Here is a 16935-nt window from a genome sequence, read left to right as displayed (position 1 = left end):
CGCGGCGTGGTCAAGGTCGGCGAGGAGCTGGAGATCATCGGCATCCGTCCGACCACCAAGACGACCTGCACGGGCGTTGAGATGTTCCGCAAGCTGCTCGACCAGGGCCAGGCCGGCGACAACATCGGCGCGCTGCTGCGCGGCGTCGACCGTGAAGGTGTCGAGCGCGGCCAGGTTCTGGCCAAGCCCGGTTCGGTGAAGCCACACAAGAAGTTCGTGGCCGAAGCCTACATCCTGACCAAGGACGAGGGTGGCCGTCACACGCCGTTCTTCACCAACTACCGTCCGCAGTTCTACTTCCGCACCACCGACGTGACCGGCATCGTGTCGCTGCCGGCCGGCACCGAGATGGTGATGCCTGGCGACAACATCACGGTCGACGTCGAGCTGATCGTGCCGATCGCCATGGAAGAGAAGCTGCGCTTCGCCATCCGTGAAGGCGGCCGCACCGTCGGTGCCGGCATCGTCGTCACCATCAAAGAGTAATTTGGACTTAAACCGATCTGTCGCGGGCGCGGGTGCCCGCGCCGCGCCAGAACAAGGAAGTGACGCATGAACGGACAGAATATCCGCATCCGCCTGAAGGCGTTTGATCACCGGGTGCTCGACGCCTCGACGCGCGAAATCGTGTCGACGGCCAAGCGCACCGGTGCCAACGTCCGCGGCCCCATTCCGCTGCCGACGCGGATCGAAAAGTTCACGGTCAACCGGTCGCCTCACGTCGACAAGAAGAGCCGCGAGCAGTTCGAGATGCGCACGCACAAGCGTCTGCTCGATATCGTTGATCCGACCCCGCAGACCGTCGATGCTTTGATGAAGCTCGATCTGGCCGCCGGTGTCGACGTCGAGATCAAGCTCTAAGGGAATGAGAGCGCGGTAAGGGGCGGTGCCCCTGGCCCGGAACTCTAAAGGAATTGAACCGATGCGTTCAGGTGTGATTGCAAAGAAGGTGGGAATGACCCGCATCTACAACGATGCCGGGGAACATGTTCCCGTCACCGTTCTCCAGATGGAGAACTGCCAGGTCGTGGCGCAGCGCACGCAGGAGAAGAATGGCTATACCGCCGTTCAGCTCGGCGTTGGCCTTGCCAAGGTGAAGAACACGTCGAAGGCGATGCGCGGCCATTTCGCGACCGCTTCCGTCGAGCCGAAGGCCAAGCTTGCCGAGTTCCGCGTCTCCGCCGACAACATGATCGATGTCGGCGCCGAGATCACCGTCGAGCATTTCGTCGCCGGCCAGAAGGTCGACGTCACCGGCACGACGATCGGCAAGGGTTTCCAGGGCGTCATCAAGCGCCACCACATGGGTGGTGGCCGCGCGACCCACGGTAACTCGGTCTCGCACCGCACGCACGGCTCGACCGGCCAGCGCCAGGACCCCGGCAAGGTGTTCAAGGGCAAGAAGATGGCCGGCCACATGGGCGACACGCGCGTCACCACGCAGAACGTCGAGATCGTCTCGACCGATGCCGACCGCGGCCTGATCCTGATCCGCGGCGCGGTTCCCGGGTCGAAGGGTGCCTGGATCCTGGTTCGCGACGCCGCCAAGGTGGCGCTTCCGGCCAATGCGCCGAAGCCCGCCGCGATCCGCCCAGTTGCTGCCGCTATGGGCACGAAGAATGAGGCTCCGGCCACAGAGGGAGCGGAATAATGGATCTCAAGATCACAACGCTGGGCGGCAAGGACGCCGGCAAGGTGAAACTCTCCGAGGAGATTTTCGGCCTTGATCCGCGCGAGGACATTTTGCAGCGCGTCGTGCGCTGGCAGCTCGCCAAGAAGCAGCAGGGCACGCACAAGGCCAAGGGTCGCGCCGAGATCGCGCGCACCGGCGCCAAGATGTACAAGCAGAAGGGTACGGGCCGCGCCCGTCACCATTCGGCACGCGCTCCGCAGTTCCGCGGCGGCGGCAAGGCTCACGGCCCGGTCGTTCGCAGCCACGAACATGAGCTGCCGAAGAAGGTTCGCGCGCTCGGCCTCAAGCATGCTCTCTCTGCCAAGGCCAAGAGCGCGTCGATCATCGTCATCGACGAGCTGAAGCTGACCGAGGCGAAGACCAAGGCGCTGATCGCGAATTTCGCGACGCTGGGCCTGACGAACGCCCTGGTGATTGGTGGCACCGAGCTCGACCGGAACTTCAAGCTGGCCGCGACCAACATCCCGAACATCGACGTGCTGCCCATCCAGGGCATCAACGTCTACGACATTCTGCGCCGCGGCACGCTGGTCCTTTCGAAGGCCGCCGTCGAGGCTCTCGAGGAGCGCTTTAAATGACCGACCTTCGTCATTACGACGTAATCGTCAGCCCGGCGATCACCGAAAAGTCGACCATGGCTTCCGAGCAGAACCAGGTCGTCTTCAACGTCGCCAAGAAGGCGTCGAAGCCGGAAATCAAGGCCGCCGTCGAAGCGCTGTTCGGCGTCAAGGTGATGGCCGTGAACACGCTTGTCCGCAAGGGCAAGATCAAGCGCTTCCGCGGCACGATCGGCCGCCAGAGCGACGTCAAGAAGGCGGTAGTGACACTGGCCGATGGCCAGTCGATCGACGTCGCGACGGGTCTCTGAGCAAGGCCGCGAGGACAGGACAATGGCACTTAAAAAATTCAACCCGATAACGCCGAGCACCCGTCAGCTGGTCATCGTCGACCGCTCGGGCCTCTACAAGGGCAAGCCCGTCAAGGGCCTGACCGAGGGCCTGACCAAGTCGGGTGGCCGCAACAATTACGGCCGCATCACGGCCCGCTTCATCGGCGGCGGTCACAAGCGTTCGTACCGCATCATCGACTTCAAGCGCCGCAAGTTCGATGTGGTCGGCACGGTCGAGCGCATCGAATACGATCCGAACCGCACCGCCTTCATCGCGCTGATCAAGTATGACGACGGCGAGCTGTCCTACATCATCGCCCCGCAGCGCCTTGCCGCCGGCGACAAGATCGTGGCTGGCGAAGCGGTCGACGTGAAGCCCGGCAATGCAATGCCGCTGGCCTCCATGCCGGTCGGCACGATCGTCCACAACATCGAGCTGAAGCCGGGCAAGGGCGCCCAGGTCGCCCGTTCGGCTGGCGGTTACGCCCAGCTCGTCGGCCGCGACCAGGGCATGGCGATCCTGCGCCTCAACTCGGGCGAGCAGCGTGTCGTTCACGGCTCCTGCATGGCCACCGTCGGTGCCGTGTCCAACCCGGACCACGGCAACATCAACGACGGCAAGGCCGGCCGCACGGTTTGGCGTGGCAAGCGCCCGCACAATCGCGGCGTGACCATGAACCCGGTCGACCACCCGCATGGCGGTGGTGAAGGCCGCACCTCCGGTGGCCGTCATCCGGTCTCGCCGTGGGGCAAGCCGACCAAGGGCAAGAAGACGCGGTCCAACAAGGCGACCGACAAGTTCATCCTGCGCTCGCGCCATCAGCGCAAGAGCTAAGAAGAGGTAACGCCAAGTGACTCGTTCTATTTGGAAAGGCCCCTTCATCGACGGCTACCTTCTCAAGAAGGTGGACAAGGTTCGTGAAGGTGGTCGCAATGAGGTGATCAAGATGTGGAGCCGTCGCTCCACCATCCTGCCGCAGTTCGTCGGCTTCACCTTCGGTGTCTACAACGGCCAGAAGCATGTTCCCGTCTCGGTGAACGAGGACATGGTCGGTCACAAGTTCGGTGAATTCGCTCCGACGCGGACCTACTACGGTCACGGCGCGGATAAGAAGGCGAAGAGGAAATAATCATGGGCAAGGCCAAAGCTCCGCGCAGGCTTGCTGACAACGAAGCGCGCGCCGTTCTGCGCACGATCCGTATCAGCCCGCAGAAGCTGAACCTGGTTGCCGCGCTGATCCGCGGCAAGAAGGTCGCGACAGCGCTTTCCGACCTGGAATTCTCGGCCAAGCGGATTTCCGGCACGGTCAAGAAGACGCTGGAATCGGCGATCGCCAACGCGGAAAACAACCACGACCTCGACGTCGATGCGCTGATCGTGGCGGAAGCCTATGTCGGCAAGTCGATCGTCATGAAGCGGTTTCATGCCCGGGGCCGTGGTCGCGCCAGCCGTATCGAGAAGCCGTTCTCGCACCTCACGATCGTCGTTCGTGAAGTCGAAGAAAAAGGGGAGGCCGCATAATGGGCCAGAAAGTCAATCCGATCGGTCTTCGCCTCGGCATCAACCGCACCTGGGATTCGCGCTGGTTCGCGAACACCGGCGAGTACGGCAAGCTGCTGCATGAGGACATCAAGATCCGCAAGTACCTCGAGAAGGAGCTCAAGCAGGCTGCCATCTCGAAGGTCGTGATCGAGCGTCCGCACAAGAAGTGCCGCGTCACCATCCATGCCGCGCGCCCGGGTCTGATCATCGGCAAGAAGGGCGCCGACATCGAGAAGCTTCGCAAGAAGCTGATGGAGATGACCAAGTCCGAGACGCACCTCAACATCGTCGAAGTGCGCAAGCCGGAGATCGACGCGACCCTGGTCGCGCAGTCGATCGCCCAGCAGCTCGAGCGCCGCATCGCGTTCCGCCGCGCCATGAAGCGTGCCGTGCAGTCGGCGATGCGCCTCGGTGCCGAAGGCATCCGCATCAACTGCTCGGGCCGTCTCGGCGGCGCCGAAATCGCGCGCATGGAATGGTACCGCGAAGGCCGCGTGCCGCTGCACACGCTGCGCGCCGATGTCGACTACGGCACGGCCGAGGCGAATACGGCGTACGGCATCTGCGGCGTCAAGGTGTGGGTGTTCAAGGGCGAGATCCTCGAGCACGACCCGATGGCTTCGGAGCGCCGCGCGACCGAGGGCGATCATGCGCATGGCGGTGGTGGTGGTGATCGCGAACGCGGTCGTCGTCGCGAAAACGCCTGAGACATTTAGGAATTTGGAGTTAGAACGATGCTGCAGCCAAAGCGCACAAAGTTCCGCAAGCAGTTCAAGGGCCGCATCCACGGTACCGCCAAGGGCGGCACCAACCTGGATTTCGGTGGTTTCGGGCTGAAGGCGCTTGAGCCGAACCGCGTCACAGCGCGCGAGATCGAAGCGGCCCGCCGCGCGATCACCCGCGAGATGAAGCGCGCCGGCCGTGTCTGGATCCGTATTTTCCCGGATCTGCCGGTCACCTCGAAGCCGACCGAAGTCCGCATGGGCAAGGGCAAGGGCGCGGTCGACTACTGGGCGGCGCGCGTCAAGCCGGGCCGGATCATGTTCGAGATCGACGGCGTCAATGAAGAAACCGCCCGTGAGGCACTGCGTCTCGGCGCGGCCAAGCTCTCGGTCAGGACGCGCTTCGTACAGCGCATCGCAGAATAAGGACGGGCTGATCATGAAAGCCGAAGACATCCGGACCAAGACCCAGGACCAGCTGACCGACGACCTGGCCAGCCTGAAGAAGGAGCAGTTCAACCTGCGCTTCCAGAAGGCGACCGGCCAGCTCGAAAAGACCGCGCGCGTGAGGCAGGTCCGCAAGGACATTGCGCGTATCAAGACCATCGCTGCGGAAAAGTCCGCGGCTAAGAAGGCTTAAGGACGAAAACCATGCCAAAGCGCATTCTGCAGGGCACCGTCGTCAGCGACAAGAACGAGAAGACGGTTGTCGTCAAGGTCGAACGGCGCTTCACGCATCCCGTGATGAAGAAGACCGTGCGCATGACCAAGAAGTACAAGGCGCACGACGAGAACAACGCCCACAAGGTCGGCGATCAGGTGTTCATCCAGGAATCGAAGCCGATTTCCAAGGACAAGCGCTGGATCGTCGTGTCTTCGGACCAGGCGTAAGAAACCGAATTTTGGACAGACCGGGGAGGGGTGAAGCACCCGTCCCGTTAGAAAAGAAGAAGGCGGCCAGTCATGATTCAGATGCAAACAAACCTCGACGTCGCGGATAATTCCGGCGCCCGTCGTGTCATGTGCATCAAGGTGCTGGGCGGCTCGAAGCGGAAATACGCTTCCGTAGGCGACATCATCGTGGTGTCGATCAAGGAAGCCATCCCGCGCGGCCGCGTGAAGAAGGGCGATGTGATGAAGGCGGTCGTGGTTCGCACGGCCAAGGACATCCGCCGCCCGGACGGCAGCGTGATCCGTTTCGACAAGAACGCGGCCGTTCTCGTCGACAACAAGAAAGAGCCGATCGGCACGCGTATCTTCGGACCGGTTCCGCGCGAACTCCGCGCCAAGAACCACATGAAGATCATCTCGCTCGCGCCTGAAGTGCTGTAAGGAGCCGACCAATGCAGAAGATTAGAAAAGGCGACAAGGTCGTCGTGCTGGCCGGCAAGGACAAGGGCCGTTCGGGCGAAGTCCTGTCGGTGCAGCCGAAGGACGACACCGCGCTGGTGCGCGGCGTCAACATGATCCGTCGTCACCAGAAGCAGTCCCAGTCCCAAGAGGGCGGGATCATCACCAAGGAAGCGCCGATCCAGCTGTCGAACATCGCGCTGGCCGACCCCAAGGATGGCAAGCCGACCCGTGTCGGCTTCATCTTCCAGAAGGACGGCAAGAAGGTGCGCGTCGCCAAGCGCTCGGGAGAAGTCATCAATGGCTAAGGCTCAAACCAAGCAGGCGACTGCCCAGAACACGCCGCGCCTCAAGCAGGTCTACAACGAGACCATCCGCAAGGCCTTGCAGGAGCAGTTCGGCTACGACAACGAGATGCAGGTTCCGCGCATCGACAAGATCGTGCTGAACATGGGCGTTGGCGAAGCGACCGGCGATTCGAAGAAACCTTCGATTGCGGCCGAGGATCTGGCGATGATCGCCGGCCAGAAGGCCGTCGTCACCCGCGCCCGCAATTCGATCGCAGGCTTCAAGGTCCGCGAGAAGATGCCGATCGGCGCCAAGGTCACGCTGCGCAAGGAACGCATGTACGAGTTCCTCGACCGCCTCGTGAACATCGCGCTGCCGCGCGTCCGCGACTTCCGTGGACTGAATCCGAAGAGCTTCGATGGCCGTGGCAACTACGCCATGGGCATCAAGGAACACATCGTGTTCCCGGAGATCAACTACGACAAGGTTGATCAGATCTGGGGCATGGACGTCATCGTTTGTACGACTGCGAAGACGGACGACGAAGCCAGGGCACTGCTCAAGGCCTTCAACTTCCCCTTCCGCCAGTAACGGCAGCGAGAAAAGGAAAAATCTGAAATGGCAAAGACCAGCTCAGTCGAGAAGAACAACAGGCGCCGCAAGCTTGCCGACCAGTACGGTCCCAAGCGCGCTGCCCTGAAGGCGATAATCATGGACCAGTCCAAGCCGATGGAAGAGCGCTTCCGCGCTCAGCTCAAGCTTGCCGCCATGCCGCGCAACTCGGCCAAGATCCGCATCCGCAACCGCTGCGAAGTCACCGGCCGCCCGCGTGCCTACTATCGCAAGCTCAAAGTATCGCGCATCGCGCTTCGTGATCTCGGCAATAACGGCCAGATCCCGGGCCTGGTCAAGTCGAGCTGGTAAGGAGGACATAACATGTCATTGAGCGATCCTCTCGGCGATATGCTGACCCGCATCCGCAACGCCTATGGCCGCAAGAAGTCGAGCGTGTCGACGCCGGCCTCGCGTCTGCGCACCCGCGTCCTCGACGTGCTGAAGGCTGAAGGCTATATCCGCGACTACAGCCAGACCGACTTCGACAACGGCAAGTCCGAAATCGAGATCGAGCTGAAGTATTTCGACGGAGCGCCGGTCGTGCGCGAAATCGCCCGCGTCTCGAAGCCGGGCCGCCGCGTATACGTTTCGGCCAAGTCGATCCCGCATGTCGCCAACGGCCTCGGTATCGCCATCCTTTCGACGCCCAAGGGCGTGATGGCCGACCACGAAGCGCGCGAACAGAACGTCGGTGGTGAGATCCTCTGCCAGATCTTCTGATCCGGCAGCGTGATCCCGAAAAAATGGAATCCGGTCTTCGGATCGTTCCGAAGACAGAGACCTGAAACAAGAGAAGTGACGAGGACAACAAAATGTCTCGTATTGGAAAGAAACCCGTTTCGCTGCCGCAGGGCGTGACCGCGACCGTCAACGGCCAGACCGTGACGGCGAAGGGCCCCAAGGGCGAGCTGAAGTTCGTGGTCAACGACGAAGTGCTGGTCAAGATGGAAGGCAGCGAGATCGCTGTCGAGCCGCGCGACCAGTCCAAGACCGCCCGCTCCAAGTGGGGCATGTCGCGCACGCAGATCGTCAACATCCTGCAGGGCGTCAAGGACGGCTTCGAGAAGAAGCTCGAGATCACCGGCGTCGGCTATCGCGCCGCCTTGCAGGGCAAGAACCTGCAGCTGGCGCTCGGCTTCAGCCACGACGTCGTCTACGAGACGCCGCAAGGCATCACCATCACCGTCCCGAAGCCGACCGAAATCACCGTGGCCGGCATCGACAAGCAGCAGGTTGGCCAGGTGGCCGCGGAGATCCGCGAATACCGTGGTCCCGAGCCCTACAAGGGCAAGGGCGTCCGCTACGCAGGCGAGAAGATCGTCCGCAAGGAAGGCAAGAAGAAGTAGTGGGTTTGGCCCAGGGAAGGTGCAGACTTTTCGGAAGGGGCCAAGCCAGGAAGTGTAACGCCGCGGGGAGCGGTCGCGGGAGGCGCTTTCGCCTACCGCACAGGGCGGCCCCCGTTTTCTGAAGGCAAGGAAGACCATCATGGGTACCAAGGAAGCAACTCAGCGCCGCGCGCAGCGCGTCCGCCGCCAGATCAAGAAGGTCGCCGGCGAGCGTCCGCGCCTGTCGGTTCACCGCACGTCGAAGAACATCTACGTCCAGGTCATCGACGACGCCAAGGGCCACACCATCGTTGCGGCCTCGACGCTCGAGAAGGACCTCAAGGGTTCGCTCAAGACCGGCGCCGATACCGCTGCCGCTGCCGCGATTGGCAAGCTGATCGCCGAGCGCGCTGCCAAGGCAGGCGTCAAGGAAGTCGTCTTCGACCGCGGCCCGTACATCTATCACGGCCGCGTCAAGGCGCTGGCCGAGGCGGCTCGTGAAGGCGGCTTGAGCTTCTAAGCCTGATCCGGACCGAAGGTCGGCAGAAAGTTGCAGACTTTTCGGAAAGGATCATGCAAGGGAATGATGATTTCACCGTCGGCGACCCGCAATGAGGCGTCGGCATTCAGCAACCCGTGCTTCCGGAAAAGAACAAGGAACAGGATATGGCACAGGAACGTAGGGATGGCGGCCGCGGCCGCGATCGTGAAGAGCGCGATGACGGCATGGTGGACAAGCTTGTCCACATCAACCGTGTCGCCAAGGTCGTCAAGGGCGGCCGCCGCTTCGGCTTTGCAGCACTCGTCGTCGTCGGCGACCAGAAGGGCCGCGTCGGCTTCGGTCACGGCAAGGCGCGCGAAGTGCCGGAAGCCATTCGCAAGGCGACCGAATCGGCCAAGCGCGACATGATCTTCGTGCCGCTGCGCTCGGGCCGCACGCTGCACCACGACGTCGAGGGACGCTGGGGCGCCGGCCGCGTTCTGCTGCGCGCCGCCAAGCAGGGTACCGGCATCATCGCCGGCGGCCCGATGCGCGCCGTCTTCGAGACGCTCGGCATGCATGATGTGGTCGCCAAGTCGATGGGGTCGTCGAACCCCTACAACATGGTTCGCGCCACTTTCGATGCGCTGAAGAGCCAGATGCATCCCAAGGATGTGGCTGCCGCGCGCGGCATCAAGTATTCGACCCTTCAGGCCCGCCGCGGCACCGCCGTTGCGGCTGAAGAATAGTCGATCTGACCAGGGATTTTGACCATGGCCAAGAAAGCAACCAAGACCATCACCGTTGAGCAGATCGGTTCGCCGATCCGCCGCCCGAAGGAGCAGCGCGCGACGCTGGTCGGCCTCGGCCTCAACAAGATGCACAAGCAGCGCACGCTGGAAGATACGCCTTCCGTGCGCGGCATGATCGCTGCCGTCCAGCATCTCGTCCGCGTCGTGGACGAGGGCTGAGCACAGGCGCAGGAGAAGCAAGATGAAACTCAACGATCTGCGTGACAAGGACGGCGCGACGCATTCGAAGAAGCGTCTCGGCCGCGGCATCGGCTCCGGTTCCGGCAAGACCGCCGGTCGCGGCGTCAAGGGCCAGAAGGCGCGCTCCGGCGTTGCCGTCAACGGCTTCGAGGGTGGCCAGATGCCGCTCTATCGGCGCCTGCCGAAGCGTGGCTTCAACAACATCTTCGCCAAGAGCTTCACTGTCGTCTCGCTGGCCCGTATCCAGGCCGCTGTGGACGCCAAGAAGCTCGATGCGAAGGCGACCGTGACGGCCGAGGCGCTGGTCGCCGCCGGCGTCATCCGTCGCGTGAAGGACGGCGTGCGTGTGCTGTCGGATGGCGATCTCAAGGCGAAGCTCGCCTTTGATGTGGCCGGCGCTTCCAAGGCCGCGATCGAGAAGATCGAAAAGGCCGGCGGTTCGGTCAAGCTGCCGCAAGAGGCGGCCGCCGAGTAACAGCAATTTGAAGCGCGCTCGGCAAGGCCGGATCCGGTTTTGCTTTCGATCGCGCTTCGACCTGTTCAATATGGCGGCCGCGTCAACGCGGCCGCTTGCATGTTTACAGTCCGGAGCTTATCTCGTGAGCTTCGGTGACACGCGCCGCCTGACCTTAGGGCCATCAAGCGTGACCAAGCGGAGAATCGGGCATGGCTTCGGCTGCTGAACAACTAGCCTCGAATCTGAATTTCTCGGCCTTCGCCAAAGCGGAGGACCTGAAGAAACGAATCTGGTTCACCGTCGGCGCGCTGCTCGTCTACCGGCTCGGCACCTACATCCCGCTTCCCGGCATCAATCCCGACGCCTTCGCCCAGGCCTTCTCCTCGCAGAGCAAGGGCGTGCTCGGCATGTTCAACATGTTCGCCGGCGGCGCCGTGCAACGCATGGCGATCTTCGCGCTCGGCATCATGCCTTACATTTCCGCCTCCATCATCATGCAGCTGATGACATCGGTTATCCCGTCGCTGGAAGCGCTGAAGAAGGAAGGCGAGCAGGGCCGCAAGGTCATCAACCAGTACACGCGCTACGGCACGGTGCTCCTGGCGCTGGTGCAGGCCTATGGTATTTCGGTCGGGCTTGAAGGCGGCAACGGCATCGTCAGCGATCCCGGCATGTTCTTCCGCATCTCGACCGTCGTCACGCTGGTCGGCGGCACCATGTTCCTGATGTGGCTCGGCGAGCAGATCACCGCGCGCGGCATCGGCAACGGCATTTCGCTGATCATCTTCTCCGGTATCGTCGCCGGCCTGCCGCATGCCATCTCCGGCACGCTGGAACTCGGCCGCACCGGCGCGCTGTCGACCGGCCTGATCCTGGCGATCATCGTGCTGGCCATCGTCGTCATCGCGCTCATCGTATTCTTCGAGCGCGCCCAACGCCGCTTGCTGATTCAGTATCCGAAGCGTCAGGTCGGCAACCGCATGTTCCAAGGCGACACCTCGCACCTGCCGCTCAAGCTCAACACGTCGGGCGTCATCCCGCCGATCTTCGCCTCGTCGCTGCTCTTGCTGCCGGCGACCGTCGCCGGCTTCTCGCAGACCACGAACATGCCGGCCTGGGCCAGCACCATCCTGGCCTCGCTCGGCCATGGCCAGCCGCTCTACATGTTGTTCTACGCGGCGATGATCGTGTTCTTCGCCTTCTTCTACACCGCGATCGTCTTCAACCCGAAGGACACCGCCGACCAGCTCAAGAAGCACTCCGGCTTCATCCCCGGCTACCGTCCGGGCGAGCGCACCGCCGACTATATCGACTACGTTCTTACCCGCATCACTGTCGTCGGTGCCATCTATCTGGTGCTGGTCTGTCTGCTGCCGGAGTTCCTGATCTCGGCGACTGGCGTACCATTCTACCTTGGTGGCACATCGCTTCTGATCGTGGTCAGTGTCACGCTCGACACGGTTGCGCAGATTCAGGGCCACCTGATCGCGCACCAATATGAAGGCCTGATCAAGAAGTCGAAGCTGCGCGGGGGGAAGAAAGCCAGATGAGGTTGATTTTGCTTGGGCCGCCAGGAGCGGGCAAGGGGACACAAGCACAAAGACTGGTAGAGAGACACGGCATTCCCCAGCTTTCCACGGGCGACATGCTGCGCGCCGCAGTCCAGGCCGGTACCGAAGTCGGCAAGCGCGCCAAGGCGGTCATGGATGCCGGCGAGCTGGTCTCGGATGCCATCGTCAACGCCATCGTGGCCGAGCGCATTGACCAGCCCGATTGCGCCAATGGTTTCATCCTCGACGGCTACCCGCGTACGCTGGTGCAGGCTGATGCGGTTGAATCGATGCTTGACGAACGTGGCATCGCGCTCGACACCGTCATAGAGCTTGTCGTCGACGACAAGGCGCTGGTCGGCCGTATCGTCAAGCGCGCCGATGAGGCCAAGGCAGCCGGTCAGCCGGTGCGCAAGGACGACAATCCGGCGGTGTTCGAGGAGCGCCTGCGGGAATATTACAAGAAGACCGCTCCGTTGATCGGCTATTATTATGCCAAGCGCCGGCTGAAGAGCGTGGACGGCATGGCTGGTATCGATGCCGTGACGTCGGAGATCGAAGCCGTGCTCGCGGCGACGGTGAAAGAGGCCGCAGCGGCCAAATAGAGATTGTGCTTGACTGAAGCGGTCCGCTGGGGTATGGCGGCCCGTCTTCCTGTCAGGCATGGAGTTTGCTTGCCCGCAAGGGCAGGGCAGCTGTTTTTGACCAGGAAACTCCCGCAAGGGCCGGCCTCCACCGGACGCGGGGCAACGCAGACAGCGCCGGTTCGTCCGGCCCATATGGAGATGAGAAGAACATGGCTCGTATAGCCGGCGTCAACATTCCGACCAACAAGCGCGTTGTCATCGCGCTTCAGTACATTCACGGCATCGGCAAGAAGTTCGCCCAGGAAATCGTCGACAAGGTCGGCATCCCGGCCGAGCGCCGCGTCAACCAGCTGACCGACGCGGAAGTGCTGCAGATCCGCGAGACGATCGACCGCGACTACCAGGTCGAGGGCGACCTGCGCCGCGAAGTGTCGATGAACATCAAGCGGCTCATGGACCTCGGCTGCTACCGCGGCCTGCGTCACCGTCGCTCGCTGCCGGTTCGCGGCCAGCGTACGCACACCAATGCACGCACCCGCAAGGGCCCGGCCAAGTCGATCGCCGGCAAGAAGAAGTAATTTAGGGGAGTAAGGGAATAGGGCAGTAAGGCAGTAGGGATTGTTTTCCCTATTCCCTTACTGCCCTACTCCCCTACTGCCTTTCCTAGGTGGAGCCGCTGGCATTACGGCGGTGTAGAGATCAACTGAAAGGAATACCATGGCCAAGGAAGCCGCTCGTGTTCGCCGTCGCGAACGCAAGAACATCTCGTCGGGCGTTGCCCACGTCAATTCGACCTTCAACAACACCATGATCACCATCACCGACGCGCAGGGCAATTCGATCGCCTGGTCGTCGGCCGGTGCCCAGGGCTTCAAGGGTTCGCGCAAGTCGACCCCCTTCGCTGCCCAGATGGCTGCCGAGGATGTTGCCAAGAAGGCCCAGGAACATGGCATGCGCATGCTCGAGGTCGAGGTCTGCGGACCTGGCTCCGGCCGTGAATCGGCGCTGCGCGCCCTGCAGGCGGCGGGCTTCACCATCACCTCGATCCGTGATGTGACGCCGATCCCGCACAATGGCTGCCGCCCGCGCAAGAAGCGCCGCGTCTAAGGAATTACCGAACGCCGCGTGAACGCCAGAAGCGTTCCTCCGCGGTTTTCCAGGTCGCCCGCCACGATTGGATGGTGGCGGGTCAACGGAAGGAAAGCATCATGATCCAGAAAAATTGGCAGGAACTGATCAAGCCGAACAAGATCGAGTTCTCGTCGAAGAAGAAGACGCTGACCACGCTGGTGGCCGAGCCGCTCGAACGCGGCTTCGGCCTCACGCTCGGCAACGCGTTGCGTCGCGTGCTTCTGTCTTCGCTGCGCGGGGCGGCAGTCACGGCCGTACAGATCGACGGCGTTCTGCATGAATTCTCGTCCATCGCCGGCGTGCGCGAGGACGTGACCGACATCGTCCTCAACATCAAGGAAATCGCCATCCGCATGGAAGGCGACGGTCCCAAGCGCATGGTCGTTCGCAAACAGGGCCCGGGTGCGGTTCTCGCCGGCGACATCCAGACGGTGGGCGACGTCGAGATCCTCAATCCCGACCACGTCATCTGCACGCTGGACGAAGGCGCTGAAATCCGTATGGAATTCACCGTCGACACCGGCAAGGGTTACGTGCCGGCCGACCGCAACCGCGCCGAGGATGCGCCGATCGGCCTGATCCCGGTCGACAGCCTCTATTCGCCGGTCAAGAAGGTCTCCTATAAGGTCGAGAACACCCGCGAGGGCCAGGTTCTCGACTACGACAAGCTGACCATGACCATTGAGACCGACGGTTCGATCTCGGGCGAGGACGCGGTGGCTTTCGCCGCCCGTATCCTGCAGGACCAGCTTGGCCTGTTCGTCAATTTCGACGAGCCGCAGAAGGAAGTCGCCACCGAAGCCGTCACCGAGCTCGCCTTCAACCCGGCGCTGCTCAAGAAGGTCGACGAACTCGAGCTTTCGGTGCGTTCGGCCAACTGCCTGAAGAACGACAACATCGTCTACATCGGCGATCTCATCCAGAAGACCGAAGCCGAGATGCTGCGCACCCCGAACTTCGGCCGCAAGTCGCTGAACGAGATCAAGGAAGTCCTGGCGGCGATGGGCCTGCACCTCGGTATGGAGGTGCCGGACTGGCCACCGGAAAACATCGAAGACCTCGCCAAGCGTTACGAAGATCAATATTGAGCATGAATTCCAAGGATCGGCGGCGTGAGCCGCTCGATCCGACGGTCATGCAGAAAATCATCAGGGGCCGTGGCCTCTTGAACAACTGAAGAAGGAAAAGAGCCATGCGCCACGGTTTCAAAGGCCGTCGCTTCGCCCGCAGCGTAAGCCACCGCAAGTCAATGTTCGCCAACCTCGCCGTGTCGCTGCTCGAGCACGAGCAGATCGTCACCACCCTGCCGAAGGCGAAGGACCTGCGTCCAATCGTCGAGAAACTGGTGACGCTCGGCAAGCGCGGCGACCTGCACGCCCGCCGCCAGGTGATCGCGCAGATCGGCAATGAAGGCGTCGTCAAGCGCCTGTTCGACACCATCGCGCCGCGCTACGCCACCCGCAATGGCGGCTATCTGCGCATCATGAAGGCAGGCTTCCGCCACGGCGACAATGCCGCGATGGCGGTCATCGAGTTCGTCGACCGCGACACGGACGCCAAGGGCGCCGGCGACCGCGCTCGCCTCGAAGCCGAGGGCGCCAACGAGGAAGCCGCGGCCGCGTAAGGCTTCGTCTTCCAAATGATTTAAAGGGGCCTGCGGGCCCCTTTTGCTTGTCTACGTGTGTCAGGCGCGCTCGTACTGGGCTGCCGGCGTGAAAATATTCGGATTTCAGCGGCTTAGCCTTTTATTTTGCACATTCGTCGGGACAATGCGCCCGAACTCGCTCGGAGGATTCGCAATGCGCGCTAAAAGACTGTCCCTGGTTCTGCTCTGCGCCTTCATGGTGTTCGCAACCATGTCGACAGTCCGGCAGGCACTGGCCGAGGATGCCCCCAAGGCCGATCCGGGTCTCTCCGACGTACTGACCGACTTGCTGCACGGCGTCGAGGGTGAAAACGCCACCTCAGGCCCCGACAAGCGCGTGCCGTTCGGCCGTGAGGAAGTACAGTTGTCGTTCGCGCCATTGGTCAAGCAGACGGCGCCGGCCGTGGTCAATGTCTATGCCTCGCAAACGGCCAAGGTGGTTTCGCCTTTCGAAGGCGATCCGTTCTTCGAAGAATTCTTCGGTCGCGCGCAGCCGCGCGCGCAGTCCTCGCTGGGCTCGGGCGTGCTTGTCGATCCGAGCGGCGTCATCGTCACCAATTTCCACGTCATCAAGGATGCCGACGAGGTGAAGGTCGCGACCGCCGACGGGCGCGAATTCACCAGCAAGGTGATGCTCAAGGACGAGACGCTCGATCTTGCCGTGCTCAAGATCGAATCCGACAAGCCATTCCCGGTCATCGCCATCGGCGATTCGGATGCGCTCGAAGTCGGCGACCTGGTGCTGGCCATCGGCAATCCTTTCGGCGTCGGGCAGACCACCACCAGCGGCATCGTTTCCGCACTTGCCCGCAGCCATATAGGCGTTTCGGATTCGGGTTATTTCATCCAGACGGACGCTGCCATCAATCCCGGCAATTCCGGCGGCGCGCTGATCAACATGGGCGGCCAGCTGGTCGGCATCAACACTGCCATCTTCAGCCGCAGCGGTGGCTCGATCGGCATCGGCTTTGCCATTCCCGCCAACATGGTGCGCGCTTTCGCCGATGCCGCCAAGGCCGGTCTCGATTTCTTCGAGCGGCCTTACATAGGCGCCGAATTCGAAGCGGTGACGCCTCAGATCGCCGAATCGCTTGGCATGGAAAAGCCGGCCGGCGCGCTGGTCTCGTCCGTTGACGCGGCCGGGCCGGCCGGCAAGGCCGGATTGAAGCCTGGCGACGTGGTCCTGCAGATCAACGGCAAGCCGGTCGAGAGCATCGAGGCGCTGGACTATCGTATGGCGACGCTGTCGATCGGCACCAAGGCCAATTTCGCGGTGCTGACCAAAGGCCAGCAGGCGGCGATGGACATCGCGCTGGAACGCGCGCCCGAGGGTGCAAAACCCTCGGAGGTGACGCTGCATGGCCGCAGCCCGTTCTCGGGCGCCAAGGTCGCGGAATTGTCGCCGCGGCTGGCTCAGAAGCTCGGCCTGCGCACCGACGTCAAGGGCGTCACCGTGGTCGACATCAATCGCGATTCGCCGGCCGCCGATTTCGGCTTCCAGCCGGGCGATATCGTGCGCGAGGTCAACGGCACGACCATCGATTCGGCGGCGACGCTGGCGCAGGCTTCCCAGCAGGATACACGCTGGTGGCGCTTTACCGTCGAGCGCGGCGGGCAGATACTGCGCCAGGTGTTGCGTTACTGAGTTCGATCGCTGAAGAGATCGC

29 protein-coding genes are annotated in these 16935 nt (G+C 62.6%); all 29 read left to right on the top strand.

Annotated elements, in window-relative coordinates:
* Positions 1 to 486, top strand: a 486-nt coding sequence (locus LB532_RS23445) for an EF-Tu/IF-2/RF-3 family GTPase (RefSeq protein WP_246679025.1), incomplete at its 5' end; no start/stop codon positions are given.
* 66 nt (positions 487 to 552) lie between these two features.
* The gene (gene rpsJ, locus LB532_RS23440) at positions 553 to 861 is read left to right on the top strand and encodes a 30S ribosomal protein S10 (RefSeq protein ID WP_006205468.1); all 309 of its coding nucleotides are present in this window, start codon (positions 553 to 555) and stop codon (positions 859 to 861) included.
* A gap of 61 nt (positions 862 to 922) precedes the next feature.
* Positions 923 to 1651 (top strand): 50S ribosomal protein L3, encoded by a 729-nt coding sequence (gene rplC, locus LB532_RS23435; RefSeq protein ID WP_140638048.1) that lies wholly within the window; start codon positions 923 to 925, stop codon positions 1649 to 1651.
* On the top strand, positions 1651 to 2271 hold the full coding sequence (gene rplD, locus LB532_RS23430) for a 50S ribosomal protein L4 (RefSeq protein WP_140638049.1): 621 nt from the start codon (positions 1651 to 1653) through the stop codon (positions 2269 to 2271). The genes rplC and rplD overlap by 1 nt, the downstream gene beginning before the upstream one ends.
* Positions 2268 to 2561, top strand: coding sequence for a 50S ribosomal protein L23 (locus LB532_RS23425; protein WP_006205465.1), 294 nt, complete (start codon positions 2268 to 2270; stop codon positions 2559 to 2561). The genes rplD and LB532_RS23425 overlap by 4 nt, the downstream gene beginning before the upstream one ends.
* Before the next feature lie 22 nt (positions 2562 to 2583).
* The gene (gene rplB, locus LB532_RS23420) at positions 2584 to 3417 is read left to right on the top strand and encodes a 50S ribosomal protein L2 (RefSeq protein WP_140501261.1); all 834 of its coding nucleotides are present in this window, start codon (positions 2584 to 2586) and stop codon (positions 3415 to 3417) included.
* A gap of 16 nt (positions 3418 to 3433) precedes the next feature.
* Positions 3434 to 3712: a 30S ribosomal protein S19 gene (rpsS, locus tag LB532_RS23415; RefSeq protein WP_006205463.1), complete on the top strand. Its 279-nt coding sequence runs from the start codon at positions 3434 to 3436 to the stop codon at positions 3710 to 3712.
* Between the two features lie 2 nt (positions 3713 to 3714).
* Entirely contained in the window at positions 3715 to 4104 is a 390-nt protein-coding gene (rplV, locus tag LB532_RS23410; RefSeq protein ID WP_006205462.1) for a 50S ribosomal protein L22, read from the top strand.
* Positions 4104 to 4832: a 30S ribosomal protein S3 gene (gene rpsC / locus LB532_RS23405; protein WP_140501263.1), complete on the top strand. Its 729-nt coding sequence runs from the start codon at positions 4104 to 4106 to the stop codon at positions 4830 to 4832. The genes rplV and rpsC overlap by 1 nt, the downstream gene beginning before the upstream one ends.
* A gap of 27 nt (positions 4833 to 4859) precedes the next feature.
* Positions 4860 to 5273 (top strand): 50S ribosomal protein L16, encoded by a 414-nt coding sequence (rplP, locus tag LB532_RS23400; RefSeq protein ID WP_027026963.1) that lies wholly within the window; start codon positions 4860 to 4862, stop codon positions 5271 to 5273.
* A 13-nt stretch (positions 5274 to 5286) separates the two neighbouring features.
* Entirely contained in the window at positions 5287 to 5487 is a 201-nt protein-coding gene (rpmC, locus tag LB532_RS23395) for a 50S ribosomal protein L29 (RefSeq protein ID WP_006205459.1), read from the top strand.
* Positions 5488 to 5498: 11 nt separating this feature from the next.
* Positions 5499 to 5738, top strand: a complete 240-nt coding sequence (gene rpsQ, locus LB532_RS23390) for a 30S ribosomal protein S17 (RefSeq protein ID WP_010909280.1) — start codon at positions 5499 to 5501, stop codon at positions 5736 to 5738.
* A gap of 72 nt (positions 5739 to 5810) precedes the next feature.
* Positions 5811 to 6179, top strand: coding sequence for a 50S ribosomal protein L14 (rplN, locus tag LB532_RS23385; RefSeq protein ID WP_006205457.1), 369 nt, complete (start codon positions 5811 to 5813; stop codon positions 6177 to 6179).
* Between the two features lie 11 nt (positions 6180 to 6190).
* Positions 6191 to 6505 carry a 50S ribosomal protein L24 gene (rplX, locus tag LB532_RS23380; RefSeq protein ID WP_006205456.1) on the top strand — a complete coding sequence of 105 codons (315 nt, stop codon included), beginning with the start codon at positions 6191 to 6193 and terminating at the stop codon, positions 6503 to 6505.
* Complete coding sequence (rplE, locus tag LB532_RS23375) at positions 6498 to 7076, top strand: 50S ribosomal protein L5 (RefSeq protein ID WP_023717521.1); 579 nt, start codon at positions 6498 to 6500, stop codon at positions 7074 to 7076. Before rplX ends, rplE begins: the two co-directional genes overlap by 8 nt.
* Positions 7077 to 7103: 27 nt before the next feature.
* The gene (gene rpsN, locus LB532_RS23370; RefSeq protein WP_013895695.1) at positions 7104 to 7409 is read left to right on the top strand and encodes a 30S ribosomal protein S14; all 306 of its coding nucleotides are present in this window, start codon (positions 7104 to 7106) and stop codon (positions 7407 to 7409) included.
* A 12-nt stretch (positions 7410 to 7421) separates the two neighbouring features.
* Positions 7422 to 7820 (top strand): 30S ribosomal protein S8, encoded by a 399-nt coding sequence (rpsH, locus tag LB532_RS23365; protein ID WP_006205453.1) that lies wholly within the window; start codon positions 7422 to 7424, stop codon positions 7818 to 7820.
* A gap of 92 nt (positions 7821 to 7912) precedes the next feature.
* Positions 7913 to 8446: a 50S ribosomal protein L6 gene (gene rplF / locus LB532_RS23360; protein ID WP_140501269.1), complete on the top strand. Its 534-nt coding sequence runs from the start codon at positions 7913 to 7915 to the stop codon at positions 8444 to 8446.
* Between the two features lie 139 nt (positions 8447 to 8585).
* Complete coding sequence (rplR, locus tag LB532_RS23355) at positions 8586 to 8945, top strand: 50S ribosomal protein L18 (RefSeq protein WP_140638050.1); 360 nt, start codon at positions 8586 to 8588, stop codon at positions 8943 to 8945.
* Between the two features lie 146 nt (positions 8946 to 9091).
* Positions 9092 to 9655, top strand: a complete 564-nt coding sequence (gene rpsE / locus LB532_RS23350) for a 30S ribosomal protein S5 (RefSeq protein WP_006333394.1) — start codon at positions 9092 to 9094, stop codon at positions 9653 to 9655.
* Between the two features lie 24 nt (positions 9656 to 9679).
* Positions 9680 to 9877, top strand: coding sequence for a 50S ribosomal protein L30 (gene rpmD, locus LB532_RS23345; protein ID WP_006205449.1), 198 nt, complete (start codon positions 9680 to 9682; stop codon positions 9875 to 9877).
* A 22-nt stretch (positions 9878 to 9899) separates the two neighbouring features.
* The gene (gene rplO / locus LB532_RS23340) at positions 9900 to 10373 is read left to right on the top strand and encodes a 50S ribosomal protein L15 (RefSeq protein ID WP_140501273.1); all 474 of its coding nucleotides are present in this window, start codon (positions 9900 to 9902) and stop codon (positions 10371 to 10373) included.
* Between the two features lie 191 nt (positions 10374 to 10564).
* Positions 10565 to 11905 (top strand): preprotein translocase subunit SecY, encoded by a 1341-nt coding sequence (secY, locus tag LB532_RS23335; protein WP_140501275.1) that lies wholly within the window; start codon positions 10565 to 10567, stop codon positions 11903 to 11905.
* Positions 11902 to 12510: an adenylate kinase gene (locus LB532_RS23330; RefSeq protein WP_140638051.1), complete on the top strand. Its 609-nt coding sequence runs from the start codon at positions 11902 to 11904 to the stop codon at positions 12508 to 12510. The genes secY and LB532_RS23330 overlap by 4 nt, the downstream gene beginning before the upstream one ends.
* Positions 12511 to 12701: 191 nt before the next feature.
* The gene (gene rpsM / locus LB532_RS23325) at positions 12702 to 13070 is read left to right on the top strand and encodes a 30S ribosomal protein S13 (protein WP_006205445.1); all 369 of its coding nucleotides are present in this window, start codon (positions 12702 to 12704) and stop codon (positions 13068 to 13070) included.
* A 139-nt stretch (positions 13071 to 13209) separates the two neighbouring features.
* A complete protein-coding gene (gene rpsK / locus LB532_RS23320; RefSeq protein ID WP_006205444.1) occupies positions 13210 to 13599 on the top strand; it encodes a 30S ribosomal protein S11 in 390 nt (129 codons plus the stop codon).
* 101 nt (positions 13600 to 13700) lie between these two features.
* On the top strand, positions 13701 to 14711 hold the full coding sequence (locus LB532_RS23315) for a DNA-directed RNA polymerase subunit alpha (protein WP_023682599.1): 1011 nt from the start codon (positions 13701 to 13703) through the stop codon (positions 14709 to 14711).
* Between the two features lie 104 nt (positions 14712 to 14815).
* Complete coding sequence (gene rplQ, locus LB532_RS23310) at positions 14816 to 15247, top strand: 50S ribosomal protein L17 (protein WP_140548653.1); 432 nt, start codon at positions 14816 to 14818, stop codon at positions 15245 to 15247.
* A gap of 175 nt (positions 15248 to 15422) precedes the next feature.
* Complete coding sequence (locus tag LB532_RS23305; RefSeq protein ID WP_140638052.1) at positions 15423 to 16913, top strand: DegQ family serine endoprotease; 1491 nt, start codon at positions 15423 to 15425, stop codon at positions 16911 to 16913.
* Positions 16914 to 16935: the final 22 nt, after the last annotated feature.

Source organism: Mesorhizobium sp. ESP-6-2 (assembly GCF_020164675.1).
Classification (GTDB): domain Bacteria; phylum Pseudomonadota; class Alphaproteobacteria; order Rhizobiales; family Rhizobiaceae; genus Mesorhizobium.
Note: the sequence above shows the minus strand (reverse complement) of the source record. Positions and strands in the feature narration are given on the sequence as shown.